The 14,170-nt window shown below is 68.7% G+C and carries 16 protein-coding genes; 7 read left to right on the top strand and 9 right to left on the bottom strand.

Annotation, left to right across the window (positions count from 1 at the left end):
* Positions 1 to 10 precede the first annotated feature (10 nt).
* The 3 genes from L1O03_RS10510 to bsaP all read left to right on the top strand — a co-directional run bounded on the left by L1O03_RS10510 (position 11) and on the right by bsaP (position 2,282).
* Positions 11 to 904 (top strand): helix-turn-helix domain-containing protein, encoded by an 894-nt coding sequence (locus tag L1O03_RS10510; RefSeq protein ID WP_236119815.1) that lies wholly within the window; start codon positions 11 to 13, stop codon positions 902 to 904.
* A gap of 135 nt (positions 905 to 1,039) precedes the next feature.
* On the top strand, positions 1,040 to 2,044 hold the full coding sequence (gene bioB / locus L1O03_RS10505; protein ID WP_236119813.1) for a biotin synthase BioB: 1,005 nt from the start codon (positions 1,040 to 1,042) through the stop codon (positions 2,042 to 2,044).
* Between the two features lie 10 nt (positions 2,045 to 2,054).
* Positions 2,055 to 2,282, top strand: coding sequence for a biotin synthase auxiliary protein BsaP (bsaP, locus tag L1O03_RS10500; RefSeq protein ID WP_236119811.1), 228 nt, complete (start codon positions 2,055 to 2,057; stop codon positions 2,280 to 2,282).
* Between the two features lie 42 nt (positions 2,283 to 2,324).
* Here bsaP and L1O03_RS10495 read toward each other — a convergent pair whose 3' ends face one another.
* The 5 genes from L1O03_RS10495 to L1O03_RS10475 form a co-directional block, all read right to left on the bottom strand.
* Positions 2,325 to 3,002 (bottom strand): response regulator, encoded by a 678-nt coding sequence (locus L1O03_RS10495; protein ID WP_236119809.1) that lies wholly within the window; start codon positions 3,000 to 3,002, stop codon positions 2,325 to 2,327.
* A gap of 57 nt (positions 3,003 to 3,059) precedes the next feature.
* Complete coding sequence (locus tag L1O03_RS10490) at positions 3,060 to 3,212, bottom strand: hypothetical protein (protein ID WP_236119806.1); 153 nt, start codon at positions 3,210 to 3,212, stop codon at positions 3,060 to 3,062.
* Positions 3,213 to 3,331: 119 nt separating this feature from the next.
* Positions 3,332 to 4,495 (bottom strand): histidine kinase, encoded by a 1,164-nt coding sequence (locus L1O03_RS10485; protein WP_236119804.1) that lies wholly within the window; start codon positions 4,493 to 4,495, stop codon positions 3,332 to 3,334.
* Positions 4,496 to 4,532: 37 nt separating this feature from the next.
* Positions 4,533 to 5,309: a glucosamine-6-phosphate deaminase gene (gene nagB / locus L1O03_RS10480; protein WP_236119802.1), complete on the bottom strand. Its 777-nt coding sequence runs from the start codon at positions 5,307 to 5,309 to the stop codon at positions 4,533 to 4,535.
* Entirely contained in the window at positions 5,297 to 6,466 is a 1,170-nt protein-coding gene (locus L1O03_RS10475) for an N-acetylglucosamine-6-phosphate deacetylase (protein ID WP_420830334.1), read from the bottom strand. The genes nagB and L1O03_RS10475 overlap by 13 nt, the downstream gene beginning before the upstream one ends.
* 237 nt (positions 6,467 to 6,703) lie before the next feature.
* On the opposite strand from L1O03_RS10475, the gene L1O03_RS10470 reads away from it, so the two are divergent.
* Genes L1O03_RS10470 through L1O03_RS10460 form a run of 3 tightly spaced genes read left to right on the top strand, consistent with a single transcriptional unit; the run spans position 6,704 to position 9,365 of the window.
* Entirely contained in the window at positions 6,704 to 7,684 is a 981-nt protein-coding gene (locus tag L1O03_RS10470; protein ID WP_236119800.1) for a dihydrodipicolinate synthase family protein, read from the top strand.
* A complete protein-coding gene (locus tag L1O03_RS10465; RefSeq protein ID WP_236119799.1) occupies positions 7,681 to 8,679 on the top strand; it encodes an ROK family protein in 999 nt (332 codons plus the stop codon). Before L1O03_RS10470 ends, L1O03_RS10465 begins: the two co-directional genes overlap by 4 nt.
* Positions 8,676 to 9,365 carry an N-acetylmannosamine-6-phosphate 2-epimerase gene (locus tag L1O03_RS10460; RefSeq protein WP_236119797.1) on the top strand — a complete coding sequence of 230 codons (690 nt, stop codon included), beginning with the start codon at positions 8,676 to 8,678 and terminating at the stop codon, positions 9,363 to 9,365. The genes L1O03_RS10465 and L1O03_RS10460 overlap by 4 nt, the downstream gene beginning before the upstream one ends.
* Here L1O03_RS10460 and L1O03_RS10455 read toward each other — a convergent pair.
* Positions 9,343 to 10,053 carry a FadR/GntR family transcriptional regulator gene (locus tag L1O03_RS10455; protein ID WP_236119794.1) on the bottom strand — a complete coding sequence of 237 codons (711 nt, stop codon included), beginning with the start codon at positions 10,051 to 10,053 and terminating at the stop codon, positions 9,343 to 9,345. The genes L1O03_RS10460 and L1O03_RS10455 overlap by 23 nt on opposite strands.
* Positions 10,054 to 10,107: 54 nt before the next feature.
* Positions 10,108 to 10,818 (bottom strand): GntR family transcriptional regulator, encoded by a 711-nt coding sequence (locus tag L1O03_RS10450; protein WP_236119793.1) that lies wholly within the window; start codon positions 10,816 to 10,818, stop codon positions 10,108 to 10,110.
* A gap of 36 nt (positions 10,819 to 10,854) precedes the next feature.
* On the opposite strand from L1O03_RS10450, the gene lhgO reads away from it, so the two are divergent.
* On the top strand, positions 10,855 to 12,075 hold the full coding sequence (lhgO, locus tag L1O03_RS10445; RefSeq protein ID WP_236119791.1) for an L-2-hydroxyglutarate oxidase: 1,221 nt from the start codon (positions 10,855 to 10,857) through the stop codon (positions 12,073 to 12,075).
* Between the two features lie 21 nt (positions 12,076 to 12,096).
* Here lhgO and L1O03_RS10440 read toward each other — a convergent pair whose 3' ends face one another.
* Both L1O03_RS10440 and L1O03_RS10435 read right to left on the bottom strand, forming a co-directional pair.
* Positions 12,097 to 13,584, bottom strand: a complete 1,488-nt coding sequence (locus L1O03_RS10440; RefSeq protein ID WP_236119789.1) for a peptide MFS transporter — start codon at positions 13,582 to 13,584, stop codon at positions 12,097 to 12,099.
* A 183-nt stretch (positions 13,585 to 13,767) separates the two neighbouring features.
* On the bottom strand, positions 13,768 to 14,170 hold a 403-nt coding region (locus L1O03_RS10435; RefSeq protein WP_236119787.1), incomplete at its 5' end, for a hypothetical protein.

Genomic DNA, 14,170 nt, shown 5'->3' with positions numbered 1-14,170 from the left:
ATGCCAGGGTATGGAGGACAGCCAGCCCGAGGGAGCTCACCCCACCGGCACCCCCGACGCGCGGAGCTTCGGCGCGCGGCTGCGCCATGCCCGCCGTGATCGGGCGGTGTCGCAGGAATGGCTGGCCTCGGGGATTTGCTCGACCAGCGCGATTTCCCGCTGGGAGGCGGGACAGAGCGTTCCCGATCCGGAGGTGATCGAGCGCCTCGCCGACAGGCTGGGCATCCACGTCTCCACTCTCACGGGGCAGGGCTTCGCGTCCCGGTTGGCGGAGTCCCCGGAGGGCTTCTGCGAGATCATCGAGGCGGCCTTTGGGGAGGGCTCGACGGAAGCCGGGTCGCACATTGCCCGGTGGGTGCGGCTCGCGAGGCGCATCCTCGAGCAGGCCGACCCCTGGTCACCATGGGACAACCTGCGCGGCGCCCTCACTGAGCTCGCGCTCTCCCCTCTGACGGAGCTCACGCCCGCGGCGGTGGAGAGCGTCGTCCTCTTCGAGAAGATCCTCGATCTCTGTGATGAACCCAGCCTCCACACGGTGGAGGAGCTCGCCGACGCCCTCATGTGGACCACCGACGCGCCGGAGGAGATCCGCCGTCGGGCCATTGAGCTCTGTGTTCTCACCCTCGTTCTGGCGGACATGCCCGTGAGCGCCCGGGGAGTCGTGGAGAGGCTCCAGCCGCCAGCCGTCAGCCTCAGCACGTATTGGGTGCTGATCCATAGTGGCCTCGAGCCGCCCCGGACCGCCCGCATCCACCCGCACCGGAGCGCGCGCGACCGGGCGATCCTCGTGCTCGATCACGCGCTTCGCGAGGAGGAGCCCGCCCGATCCGCCGCCCTGCACTGCCTTCTCGCCGCGTGCGAGGACGACGGCCTCATCCGCGCCCTCATCGGGCGCGTCCCCTGAGCACCCCCGCGGCACTTGAACGCTGTTCACCGCGCGGGATAAGCTTAAACAGCGTTCAATTCTGCGCTTCACCACACTCATCTGCACTCACCTGTGGGCGGCGCCGCCCACCCTCCCCAGCCAAGGAGACCCGCTGTGACTGACGAACTGGACATTCTGGACCGCGCCCGCGCCAAGGCCCTGGAGAAGGGGGAGGGGCTCACGCAGGAGGAGGTGCTGGAGGTCCTCCAGCTCCCCGATGAGCGCATCCCCGAACTCATGGAACTCGCCCACGAGGTGCGTCTGCGCTGGTGCGGTGAGGACGTCGAGGTGGAAGGCATCATCTCCCTCAAGACCGGCGGCTGCCCCGAGGATTGCCACTTCTGCTCCCAGTCGGGCCTGTTCGAGTCCCCCGTTCGCGCGGTGCGGCTCAACATCGCGGAGCTCGTCGAGGCCGCGAAGCAGACGGCCAAGACCGGCGCCACCGAGTTCTGCATCGTCGCCGCCGTGAAGGGTCCCGACGAGAAGCTCATGGCGCAGGTCGGTGACGCCGTCGCCGCCATCCAGAGCGAGGTGGACATCCAGGTGGCGGCCTCACTGGGCACGCTCACGCGCGAGCAGGCGCAGCGCCTCAAGGACCTGGGGGTTCACCGCTACAACCACAACCTCGAGACCTGCCGCTCCTACTTCCCGAACGTCGTCACGACGCACACGTGGGAGGAGCGCCGGGAGACCCTCGAGTACGTGCGCGAGGCCGGCATGGAGGTGTGCTCCGGGGGGATCGTCGGCATGGGGGAGACGCTCGAGCAGCGGGCGGAGTTCGCCGTGCAGCTCGCGGAGGTCAACCCCACCGAGGTGCCCATGAACTTCCTCGACCCCCGGCCCGGCACCCCCTTCCAGCACATGGACGTGCTGCCGGTGGAGGATTCGCTCCGCGCCGTTGGGGCCTTCCGTCTGGCCATGCCGCGCACCACGCTCCGCTTCGCGGGCGGCCGCGAGCTCAGCCTCGGCGATGAAGGCACCGAGCAGGGTCTCCTCGGCGGCATTAACGCGATCATCGTCGGCAACTACCTCACGACGCTCGGCCGTCCGATGGAACGCGACCTGGACATGATGGACCGCCTTCGCCTTCCCATTAAGGCGCTCAACTCCGCCGTCTAAGGAGAACCCCATGAGCACGCCGACACTCACCCCCGGCATGTATCACCCGAACACGGGCCAACTCATCGAGGAGGGCACCCAGATCCGGCTGTCCCCCTCCGCCGCGGCAGGCCTCGAGGCCCCGCGCTACTGCACCATCTGTGGGCGCCGCATGGTGGTGAAGATTCGTCCCGACGGCTGGACGGCCACCTGCTCCCGCCACGGGAGCATCGACTCAATGGAGTTCGAGCTGCGGTAGGCGGGGCGGCGCAGAGCCCCCCGCCCCCGCGCCGCAGCGCCCCTAGTCCTCGGGGAGGTCGAGGACCTCTTCGGGGATGAAGCCGCGGCGCAGCGCAATGACGACGAGGTTGAGGCGCGAGGAGGCCCCGAAGCGGTGGATGAGCGTCGAGACGTGTTTCTTGACGGTGCCCTCGGCGTAGCCGAGCTTCTTCGCGATCATGGCGTTGGAGAGCCCCTCGCAGAGCATGGCCAGGACCTTCGCCTCGCCCTTGCTGAGCTCGGGGAGCTTGCGGGTGGGGCGGTCGGGGAGGTCGTCGATGAGGCGGCCAAGGGAGCGCGAAGAAATCACCGTGCCACCGGCGGCAGCCTGGCGGACGGTGTCAATGATGAAGCTGGCCTTGGCGCTCTTGACCACGTAGGCGGCACCGCCGTGGGAGAGCACGTCGAGCATGGTTTCGTCGGCGTCCAGGGCGGTCATCGCGATGAACGTCGGCGGGTTGGCCATCTTCTGGATCTTCCGGAGGAGCTCTAACCCATCCATCTCGGGCATGTGGATGTCAGCCAGCACGGTGTCAATGCTGAGGTCATTGATGGCTTGGAGGGCGTCGACCCCGTTGTGTGCTTCCGCGACTACCTCAATGTCATCGACGCTGGCGAAATAACGGCGCAGCGAACCGAGCACGAGGGAGTCATCATCGACGATGAGAAGTTGGGTTGGTTGTGACTCCGGATCACTCATAAGAAATCAGTTTAGTGGGTGTTCCCGGATGGGGCAGCCCGGCCGAAGCCGAGCAGATTAGTGGCGGCACCACGGGTACCAGTAGGTGGAGCAGCTGAAGATCTTGTAGGCGGCTCCGTAGTTACGCTCATCGGCGTGGGCGGTGGCGGGCAGGAGCGTCGTAGAGACGACAAGGGCAGCGGCGATTGCCAGACGGTGGAAGCGCTTCATGGTTGGTTCCTTCCAGAGGGTAAAGCGTTCTCTCAGATAGTAGGGTACGCGGTGCGGCCGGTCGGGGATACCGCTGGGGCCGAAGAGTGGTCGAAAGAGGACACCCATATGGGGGTAATTTAGAGGCCTCGACGCCTCACGCCCGCCATCGGCACGTCGAGGGAGACGGTCCAGGTGTCGCCGTCGGACGTCGTGCTGAGCTTCCCGCCGACGTTCGAGGCCATCTGCACCAGGGCGGGAATTCCCATGCCAGAGCTCATTGTGGGGTCGTGCGGGCGGTTGGCCACGAGGTTCGTCATCGACACGCGCACGAAATCCTCATATGAAGAAACGCGAATGTCAACTTTCGAGCGCCGGACGGCGTACTTGCCGGCGTTGAGCGCCGCCTCGTTGAGCATCTTGTCCACCACCTCGAGGCGGGCGGAGTTGAAGTCGAGCAGCCCGGTGGAGATCTCCGTGTGCGGGTTGAGCTGGTAGGACCGGAGTTTCTGCGCGGCATTCTGCACGGCCTGGACCACTGAGGGCGGGGTGGTCTCCGTGGCCCCGTTGTTCTCCCGCTCCTCCGTGTCAAGGATCCGAAGGAGGGCCCGCACCTCTTGCATGCTCTGGCGGGCGGCGTCGGCAATGTCCTCGAGCTCCTTGCCGGTTTCCTCGTCGGGCGGGGAGAGGGCTAGCGCCTCCGAGCGCATGACGATCGAGGTGAGCGAGGACGCCACCGAATCGTGCAGGGTTTCCGCGAGGGTGCGCCGGCGATCCCGCATGTCGTTTTGCCACTGCTCGTAGAGCATGCGGCGCTGGCGGAGGGAGCGGCTGGCCTCCCAACCGATGAGGAGGAAGATGACAAAAAGCCCCGCCCAGATGAAGGCCGGCAGCGGGTCGAAGGAGAAGGGGCGGTCCGCCTGGCGCTCGACGAGGCCGCAGAGCCACAGGATCGCCGCCGTGATGATTGCGAGGCGCGTCGCCCCAGCGCGCATCACCACCGCGCAGAGCAGCGGGGCCATGAACGTGAACGCCGCGATGCGGTGCTCGGGGTAGATCGTCGCCACCGCGAACAGCGAGGTAAACAGCAGCGCGCCGGGCAGCGGATAGCGCACGGCGAGGGCCATCGACGCGGTGAACGCGACGGCGAAGAGCAACGACAGCGGGTTGACGTCATAGGGGCGCAGCAGCATCGTCACCCCGATGAGCGCCAGCCCGCAGCAGATCATGGCGATCTCCACCCGGAAGTGCCGGATGGCGCGGAAGGCAGCGCGGATACTTCCTTGCTCCGTTGTGCGTGGCATAGCTTCTAGCGTATTACGTCCCGCGTGGGGCGCCGGGCTAGTGGCGCTGCCAGGAGGGCTTGTTGGCGTCGGCGTAGCGGTAGTACTCCGACTCCTGGAGGTCGCGGGCCGCCGCTTCGTCGACGATCACCGTCGCGTGCGGGTGCAGCTGCAGGATGCTCGCCGGGCAGTGGGCGCTCACGGGCCCCTCCGCCAGGGCGTGGACCGCCGGGGCTTTGCCCTCGCCGGTGGCGAGAAGCAGCAGGTGGCGGGCCCGGGAGATGGTCCCCAGGCCCTGGGTGAGGACGTGGCGGGGGACGTCATCGGCGGAGTCGAAGAAGCGCGCGTTGTCCTTCACGGTCTGCGGGTGGAGTGTCTTGAGGCGCGTCGGCGAGGCGAGGGAGCTCCCCGGTTCGTTGAAGCCCACGTGCCCATTGGTCCCGACGCCCAGCAGCTGGATGTCCACCCCGCCGCTCTGCTGGATGGCCTCGTCGTAGCTGCGGCCGGCGGCGTCGGAGTCGGGGAGGAGGCCGTCGGGCGAGTGGACGTTGGCGTCCTCGATGTCGATGTGCTCGGTGAACTCGCGGCGGATCGTGCGGTAATAGGACTGCTCGTGCTCGCGGGGCAGGCCGATGTACTCGTCGAGGAGGAAGGCGCGGCACTGCGCGAAGCTCAGCCCCTCCTCGCGGTGCATGCGGATGAGTTCCTGGTACGTGGCGACGGGCGTCGACCCCGTCGCGAGCCCAAGGGTGGCGCCCTCGCGCGCGTAGTGGGCGAGGATGCGGGCGGCCTGCGTGGCCACATCGGCGGCGGTGGGGCGAATCAGAATCTCCATGGTTCCTCCTCCGGGGAAAGATCAGTGCCGGCGGCGACGCAGCGCTCCACCCCGCCGGCAGGGTGGAGAAGAACGAAGGTGGCGGGCTCGCCGGGGGCGAGCACCGGGGCGGCCGTCCCGAGGACCGCGGCCGCGCGCGCGGAGGACATCTCCACCGCGTGACCGAGCGACCATCCGCGGGCCAGGTGCCGCTGCACCTGGGAGGCGATGGTGCTGGTCCCGCCGGCAATCGCGCCGGGGCCCTCCTCGCCGGGGCCGGGGGTGAGGCGGGCGATGCCGTCGGCGACCGTGACGTCGAGGGCGCCGAGGATGTACTGCCCATCGGGCTTGCCCGCGGCCTCCATGGCGTCGGTGATGAGGAAGGCGTGCTCGGTGGCGGAGTCGAGGAAATCGACGGTGTCATCCGCGAGGTGCACCCCGTCCGCGATGATCTCGACGCCCGCGACCCCCTTGCCCGCTCGCTCGAGCAGGGCCGCGATAGGCCCCGGGTTGCGGTGGTGCAGCTGCGGCATGGCGTTGAACAGGTGCGTGGCGGTGACGGTCACCCCGCGCTCGGCGGCCTCCCCGATGATCCGGGCGGTGGTCGCGAAATCCGCGTCCGTGTGCCCGAGCGACGCGATGACCCCGTGCTCCGCGCAGAGGTCGAGCAGCTCCAGCGCGTGTGCCGTCTCCGGGGCGAAGGTGATCTGCCGCAGGTAGCCGCGGCCAGCGCGAATGACCTGGGCAAAGATCTCCGGGTCCCCGGGGATGATGGCCGCCGGGTCCTGGGCGCCGCAGCGGCAGGCCGCGATGAACGGGCCCTCCATGTGCACGCCGGTGATGAGGCCCTCGTCCGCGAGGTCCGCGAGGCGGGCCGTCTGCTCCACCAGCTGGGGGCCCGGCGCCGAGACGAGGGAGGCGAAGAGCGTCGTCGAGCCGTGGGCGCGGTGGTAGAGGGCGGCGCGGCGGCACTCGTCGAGGGTGCCGGTGGGGAAGGCCCCGCCGGCGCCGCCGTGATTGTGGAGGTCGGCGAAGCCGGGGAGGATGAGGGGCAGGGTGGGGTCATCGCTGCCGCTCTCGTCCGGGGTGATGGAGTGAATGACCTGGCCGTCCACGGTGATGGTGCCGGGACCGAGGTCCTCGCGCCCGGTGTGGATGTGGCCGCGGTAGGTGCGCACGAGGCGGCTCCTTGTCTCCTGGTCTCCTGGGTGATTGTCCGTGATTGCGCTGAACAATCGTCGGTGCGTTCCCTACCTTAGTCCGGGGAACGCAGTCCAGCCAGCGAGTCATCTGATGTCTGATTAATCCGGGCGTAGGCTGGGAGGCAGCACGCGTACGCGCCGCACTCGCCGCGCTCCTCTCGTGAGCCGCGAGCCCGCGATCCCCGCGCCCCCCGAAACCCAAGGAGTCCTCCCATGACCGCCCCCGCCCCCGACGCCCCGCTCTTCCACGGCGTCATCCCGCCCGTCCTCAGCCCCTTCCTCGACGACAGCCCGCGCATCGACACCGAGACGCTCGCCCGCCACGCGGACCGCCTCATCCGCGCCGACGTCGACGCCCTCTTCGTCCTCGGCTCCTCCGCGGAAACGGCCTTCCTGAGCAGGGAGAACCGCCGGATCGTCATCGAGACCGTCCGGGAAGCCGCCGCCGGCCGCGTGCCGATCACCGCCGGGGTCATCGACATGAGCACCCCGCTCGTGCTCGATCACGTCCGCGATGCCCTCGACGCCGGCGCGCAGGGGCTCGTCGCCACGGCCCCCTTCTACGTCCGCACCCACCCCGCGGAGATCGCCGAGCACTTCCGCCGCATCCACCGCGCCGCGCCCGAGCTGTCGCTCTTCGCGTACAACATCCCCGTCTCCGTGCACACGGTCCTCGACCCCGCGATGCTCATCGAGCTCGCCCGGGAGGGCACCCTCCGCGGCATTAAGGACTCCGGCGGAAACGACGGCTACCTGCGCACCCTCATCGAGATGCGCGCGGAGGCCGGCCTGCGCCCCGAGGAGTTCAGCATCCTCACCGGCTCGGAGACCACCGTGGACTTCGCCTACCTGGCCGGCGCCGATGGCGTCGTGCCCGGGCTCGGCAACGTCGACCCCCTCAGCTACGTCGAGCTCCACCGGCTGCTCCGCGAGGGCCGCTGGGCCGAGGGCGCCGAGCTCCAGCGCCGCATCAACCAGCTCTTCCGGATCGTGACCGTCGGCTCGCCCGCGCGGATGGGCGGCTCCTCCGCTGGGCTGGGCAGCTTCAAGGAGGCGCTCCACCACCTGGGCGTCTTCCCCAGCGCGCTCATGGCCCCGCCGCACGTCGCCCTCAATGAGGAGGAGAAGGCTGCCATCGCGGAGATCGTCGACGCCGCCCAGGTCCGCGAGGTGCCCGAGGTATCCGAGCCGTGAGCGCCGGAGCCCGGCCCGTGAGCCTCGCCCTCGACATCGGGGCAACAAAGATCGCCGCCGGCTTTGTTCCCGACGACGACCCCACCACCGTCCTCGCGCCCTTTCGCAGCCTCACCCAAGGGGAGGGGCTCGACCCGCACGCGCAGGTGCGCGCCGCTATCGCCCGCGGCTGGGAGCTGGCCGAGCAGGAGGGCGTGCGCATCGAGAGGATCGGGATGGGCGCGCCGGGCGTGGTGGAGGGTCCGCGCGGTCTCATCCGCTACAACGGGGACACGCTGCGCGGCTGGGCCGGAACGGACCTCGGCGCACTCGCCGCGGCGGCCAGCCCCCGCCCGGTCCCCTGCGCCGCGCACAATGACGTGCGCATCATGGCCTATGGGGAGTATCACCTGGGCGCCGGGCGGGAGCTCCCGGAGGGGGCGCGGATCCTCGTCGTCTCCCTGGGTACCGGCGTGGGCGGGGCGATCATCGATGCGGGCGAGCTGCTCGGCGGGCCTACCGCCGCGGCGGGCGAGATCTCCGAGCTGCGCTGCGCGGACCTCCGGGGACTGGCCACCCGCTGCGAAAGCTCCTGCTCAGGCACGGGGTTGTGCCGCTACTACCACGTCCTGCGCCGCGAGCCCGAGACCCGCGCGCCCATCCCCTGGGCGCTGAGCCCCGGGGAGGAGACGCTTCCCGAGATCCTCGCCCGCGATGATGAGCTCATCCGCCGCATCCTCGACGGCAACCTCCGCGGCTTTGGCGAGGCGCTCGGCGCCATCATGAGCGCCTGGGACCTCAGCGCGATCATCGTCGGTGGGGGAGTGGCCGAGCTCGGGGAGCGGGTGCTCGGCCCGCTGCGGGAGGGGGCGCGCAGCGCCTGCCTCAGCCTCCACCGTGAGGTGCCGATCATGCGCGCCCGGCTCGGCGGCCGGGCACCGCTTGTCGGTGCCGCCCGCTATGCCGTCGACCACGGCGTCGGAAGCACATCCATAAGAAAGGACTCCGCATCATGACAGATCTCCGTGAGGCCCTTCGCGGCCGCGTTATCGTGAGCGTTCAGGCCCCCGACGGCCACCCCATGCGCGATACCCACACCCTCGCCCACGTGGCCCAGGCGTGCGCGCGCGCCGGGACGCCGGCGATCCGCTGCGGCGGCTATGGCGGCCTGGCGGATATCCGCGCCATCGCCGAGGCCACCGGCCTGCCCGTCTTTGGTCTCACCAAGGAGGGGAGCGAGGGCGTGTACATCACCCCCTCGGTGGCCTCCGTGCGCGCGGTGGCTGAGGCGGGGGCGGCCGTCGTTTGCGCGGATTCCACGTTCCGGGAGCCGGCTGACGGCTCCTCCCTCGCGGAGCGCATCGCCGCCGCGCACGAGGCCGGCACCCTCTACATGGCAGACTGCGCCACCCCCGAGGAGATCGCCCACGCCGCCGAGCAGGGGGCGGATATTGTGTCGACGACGCTCGCCGGGTACACCGAGCACCGGGCGCCCACGGAGGGCCCGGACCTCGAGTGCCTGAGCCGAGCCCGCGAGCTGCTGGGCCCGGAGCCCTTCCTCATCGCGGAGGGGCGCTACCACAGCCCCGCCCAGGTGGCGGAGGCTTTTGAGAAGGGGGCGGATGCGGTGATCGTCGGGACGGCCATCACGGATCCCCAGTGGATTACGGCGCAGTTCCTCACAGTCGGTCCTGCACGATAGCCTCGAGCGGCTCGTAGTGGGCGCTCACGGCCTGGCGGTAGGCCTCGACGTCCCCGGCGAGGGCGGCGTCGAGGATGGCCTGGTGGGCCTCGGCGGTCTCCTCGAGGTGCGGGGTGATCTCCAGGCCGAGCTCCGGGACCACCGCCTGGTGGACCATCCAGAGGCTGTGGATGAGCTGCTTGATGACCTCGTTGGGGGTGGGGGCCATGAGTCCGAGGTGGAAGGCGATGTCCTCGTCGGGGAAGGGCTCGCCGGCGCGGGCGTGCTCGCGCATCCGCTCCACGCAGGCTTGGAGCTCCGGCTGCTCGGTGCCCGCGAGGGAGCTGAGTACCTGCTCGGCGCAGCCGAGGTCGAGGTAGCGGCGCACCTCGATGACGTCGCGGAGAGCGGAGAAATCCCCCTCCGCGTGGAGGATCGCGCGGAAGGCGAGTGTCTGGACAAGTGGCTCCATGGAGAGCGAGCCCACGAAGGTTCCCCGCCCGTGCTCGACGGAGACGATGCGCAGCGCCTCCAGCTTGCGGATGGCCTCGCGGACCGAGGAGCGGGAGACCCCTACCTGATCGCACAGGGAGGATTCCGTGGGGAGGGGATCGCCGGGCCGGAGGTGCTGGGAGATGATGAGCTCCTTGATGGCGGCCATCGTCGCCTCAGTTCTTTTGAGGCCCGTGGGGAAGTCTGGAGTGCGCACCCCTCCAGTGTAGGACCTTTGCTTTCCCGCCGGTCATTGCGGGTTGCATGCAACCTAGGCTAGGGTTGGGCCATGCCTCAGCCAGCCGAGGGACGCCTCCACATCCACCGCCCCGAACTCCGGTCGGTGGGCCGCCTCCTGCCGCAGGAGCATCGCCGCGGTGTGGATGATGTGGCGCGTCATGGCGGCCTCCCCGCGCGCCGGGTCCCCGGACAGATAGGCCTCCACGATGTCATCGTGATCCGCCACGCACTCCTCCGGGGAGCGGGAGGCCGGCACCGTGCCGATGCCCGTCCCCAGCACGACGTCGCGATTCTCCGCGAGGAGGTGCCGGGCCCGCGCGTTGCCCGCCCCGGCGAGGAGCACGTCGTGGACGTCGCGGTCGGCGCGGAGGGTGGCCTCGGCGTCGCCGGCGGCCGCCACCTGACGAAAGTGCTCGACGGCAGCGAGCAACTCCGCCTCCCGCTCCGGGGTCTTCAGCGCGATGGCCCGCGCGGTGAGCCGCCCCTCCAACAGGAGGCGGAGCTCGAAGATCTCCACGAACGCCTCCGCGGAGGTGCACACCACCTCGACGCCCCGGTTCTTCACCGTGCGCACGAGCCCGCGCCGGGCGAGCTCCTGGCAGGCCTCCCGCACCGGGGTGCGCGACATGTTGAGCCTTTCGCCCAGGGCCCCGGCGGTGTAGAGCTCCCCGGGGCGCAGCTCGCCGCGGAGGATCCCCCGCCGGATGGCGGTCACTGCCTGGGCCGTCAGCGTCATCGTCATAGCCACTAGTAAACCACCCACGAAAGGGAACCCATCATGAAATGCGCCGTCATTGGAGCCGGCATCATCGGCGTGGCCACGGCCCGCGAGGTGCAGCGGCAGCTCCCCGGTGCCGAGGTCACCATCATCGATAAGGAGGGCGGCCCCGCCGCGCACCAGACCGGCCACAACTCGGGCGTCGTCCACGCGGGCCTCTACTATCAGCCGGGCAGCCTCAAGGCGACGCTCTGCCGCCGTGGCGTCGACCTCCTCACCGAGTACGCCACGAGCCGCGGCCTGCCCTTCGAGGAGTGCGGGAAGCTCGTCGTCTCACTCAGCGAGGAGGAGGACGAGCGCCTGCGCGCCATCGCGGAGAAAGCCATCGCCAATAAAGTTCCCGACGTCGAGCTCATCGGCCCCGAGGGGATCCGCGCCATCGAGCCCAACGCCACCGGGCGCCTGGCCCTGCACTCCCCGCACACCGGGATCATCGACTACGCGGCCGTTACCCGCGCGCTACTGGAGGACGTCCGCCAAGCTGGCGGGCGCACCCTCTTCGGCGCCGCGGTCACCAACCTCATCAACAATGACAACGGCTGCGCCGTCGAGCTCGACGGTGGGCGGGAGGGCCAGCGCCCGGAGACCTTTGACCTGGTCATCGTGTGCGCGGGCCTCCACTCGGACCGGCTGGCGCGGATGGCGGGGGCGCCGAAGTACCCGGTCATCGTGCCCTTCTTCGGGCAGTATTCGCAGCTGGCCCCCGAGCACCGGGACATTCTGCGCGGGCTCGTCTACCCCGTGCCGGACCCGGCCTACCCGTTCCTTGGTGTGCACCTCACCAAGCGGGTGGACGGCGAGATGCTCGTCGGCCCCAACGCCTTCCTCTCCTTCGGCCGTGAGAACTATCGCGGTTGGGCGCTGAGCCCCCGCGACTCCCTCGGCATCGCGATGGAGCCGGGCTTCTGGCGTTTCGCCGCGCAGAACATGAGGGCGGCGCAGCGGGAGCTCGGCGCGGTGCTTTCGCGCCGGGCGTTCCTCGCGGGCGCCGAGGCCTACGTCCCCTCCCTGCACGGGGCCGCGTCCACCCCGATCACTCGGGGGATTCGGGCGCAGGCTATGAATGCCGACGGCAGCCTCGTCGATGACTTCGTCATCCACCACGTGGGCCGGGCGGTCCTCCTGCGCAACGCTCCCTCCCCGGGCGCGACCTCCTCCCTCGCGATCGCCGAGCACCTCGTGGCGCGCACCCGGGAGATGTTCGAGGGCCAGGGGCGCTAAGGTCGCTCAGGTTGGCGCGCTTTAGCGGATCCCCTGGAATCGCGTGAGCACCCAGCGCTTGAGCAGCAGCACGATGATGCCCAGGACAATCGAGGCGCAGCCGAGGACCAAGAAGAACGTGTTCTCGGCGCTGGCGTTGTCCGGGTTATAGAGCTTCGCCACGGTGCCGGCCAGCGAGGCGCCCGTCGCCGGCGCCATGAGCCAGAGGGCGAACATCTTCGAGGGGAAGGCGTGGGGTGCGAGCTTGGTGGCAAGAGAGTTGCCGACGGGGGAGAGCAGCAGCTCACCCATCGTGAAGAGGAAGAGGATCCAGACGATGGGATACATGGGCACCGAGTTCGCGGCCGCACCACTGAAGGGCAGGAAGAAGAAGAGTGACACACCGATGATGAGGTTCGCCACGCCGAACTTCACCGGCGCAGACCACTGGCGATCCCCCAGCTTGGTCCACATCGCCGCGAAGACCGCGGAGAAGATGATGATGAAGATCGGGTTGATCGCGTTGATGACGCCCGGCTTCATCTCAAAGGAACCGATCATGCGATCGAGGCGGACGTCGGAATAAATAGCGAGCACCGTGAACTGCTGCTTGAAAATCCCGAAGAAGAGGACGCAGGAGACGAACATCGGGATGAAGCCGACGAGGCGGGAGCGCTCCTCTGCGGTGGTGAGGTGCGAGAAGTACATCTGGCACCACATGGTCACCGCGGAGATGAGAGCGATGGCCGTCACCACGTTGGACAGCTGCGACAGCGGGATGATTCCCGTGGTGAGCAGCACCACCGCGAGCACCACGACGACCACCGCGATGATCGCGCCTTTGAGGTAGGAGGAATGCGGCAGCGGGTTGGGGACCTCATGCCCCGCGGCGCCAATGGTGGACTTCCGCATGAGGATGTATTGGATGAGGCCCAGCGCCATACCGAAGGCGGCGAGCCCGAATCCCCAGTGGAAGCCGCCCCAGCCCCAGAGGGCGTTGGTGAGCAGCGGGCCAATGAGCGCGCCGATATTGATGCCCAGGTAGAAGATGGAGAAGCCGGCGTCGCGGCGCGTGTCCTCGCGGGTGTACAGCTGGCCGAGCACCACCTGGGCGCTCGTCTTAATCCCGCCGGAGCCCAGCGCGATGCATACCAAACCAATCGCCAGGCCCGTCGTCCCCGGAACCACGGCCAGCGAAATGTGGCCGATCATCACGGAGATCGCCGCATAGAACAGCGTGCGCTCGGAGCCGATGAGCCGGTCTCCCACGAAGGACGCCAACAGCGCCGAGAGGTACACCGTGCCGCCATAGGCGCCCACGATGGAGGTGGCCGTCGCCTTATCCAGGCCGAGGCCGCCCTGCGCAATCGGGTGGTAGATGTAGTAGGCCAAGAGGGCCTGCATGCCGTAGAAGCTGAAGCGCTCCCACATCTCGATGCCAAACAAGTTGGCCAACCCCCATGGGTGGCCCAGGAATGTGCGCTCCCGGGTTGAGGGGGCATCAGAATGTACTTGTGCCATGCTGCACATTATCGCGCGTTCTGTGAGAGAGGCCGACAAGTGTGGGCGGTTTAACGCGGGAGACGCCCGCGAGCAGGGGACGGTGGGGGATGTCGTGTGTCCGGTGTGCCTAGCGGGAGAACCCGGCCTGCACGAAGGGGAAGGTCGGTGGGTGTTCTGAACGTCCGCGCTGCCTTCTACCACAGTGAGAGATCACTGAGCCTGGGACGCTCTCTCCTCCCAACGCTGACGGTAGTCCTCGAACTCCTCCCTGTGGAAGGGATTCCACCGCGTTATTCCGGTGATCATCTCTGCTGAGCCGGTGAGGGATGTGAGCTTTGGGCGCTGCGCAATCTCAGAGGAAAGATCCACGACACCCACAAGTTGTGAACGCCACAGCGCATGAATACGCTGGCAGATCTCCTCCATCACTTCTGGGGCAAGCAGTTCGTCGTTGTGGTGAAGACTCAACTCCAGGTAATCGAAATGATCCTGACGGTAAACGTTTCTCCCAATGCCCCATTGAGCTTTCATTACGGCGTGGTCTCGCTCTTTATGGCCCGAGTGCGGCTCGGCATCGTCGTACACGCCCTCACCAAGGAATCGCGATTGCTTT

Source organism: Corynebacterium uropygiale, assembly GCF_021568315.1.
Taxonomy (GTDB): domain Bacteria; phylum Actinomycetota; class Actinomycetes; order Mycobacteriales; family Mycobacteriaceae; genus Corynebacterium; species Corynebacterium uropygiale.
Note: the sequence above shows the minus strand (reverse complement) of the source record. Positions and strands in the feature narration are given on the sequence as shown.

Coding starts and splice junctions, on each gene's coding strand:
- L1O03_RS10510 (WP_236119815.1), top strand. CDS start 11: ATGGAGGACAGCCAGCCCGAGGGAGCTCACCCCACCGGCACCCCCGAC.
- bsaP (WP_236119811.1), top strand. CDS start 2,055: ATGAGCACGCCGACACTCACCCCCGGCATGTATCACCCGAACACGGGC.
- L1O03_RS10495 (WP_236119809.1), bottom strand. CDS start 3,002: ATGAGTGATCCGGAGTCACAACCAACCCAACTTCTCATCGTCGATGAT.
- L1O03_RS10490 (WP_236119806.1), bottom strand. CDS start 3,212: ATGAAGCGCTTCCACCGTCTGGCAATCGCCGCTGCCCTTGTCGTCTCT.
- L1O03_RS10485 (WP_236119804.1), bottom strand. CDS start 4,495: ATGCCACGCACAACGGAGCAAGGAAGTATCCGCGCTGCCTTCCGCGCC.
- nagB (WP_236119802.1), bottom strand. CDS start 5,309: ATGGAGATTCTGATTCGCCCCACCGCCGCCGATGTGGCCACGCAGGCC.
- L1O03_RS10470 (WP_236119800.1), top strand. CDS start 6,704: ATGACCGCCCCCGCCCCCGACGCCCCGCTCTTCCACGGCGTCATCCCG.
- L1O03_RS10460 (WP_236119797.1), top strand. CDS start 8,676: ATGACAGATCTCCGTGAGGCCCTTCGCGGCCGCGTTATCGTGAGCGTT.
- L1O03_RS10450 (WP_236119793.1), bottom strand. CDS start 10,818: ATGACGATGACGCTGACGGCCCAGGCAGTGACCGCCATCCGGCGGGGG.
- lhgO (WP_236119791.1), top strand. CDS start 10,855: ATGAAATGCGCCGTCATTGGAGCCGGCATCATCGGCGTGGCCACGGCC.
- L1O03_RS10440 (WP_236119789.1), bottom strand. CDS start 13,584: ATGTGCAGCATGGCACAAGTACATTCTGATGCCCCCTCAACCCGGGAG.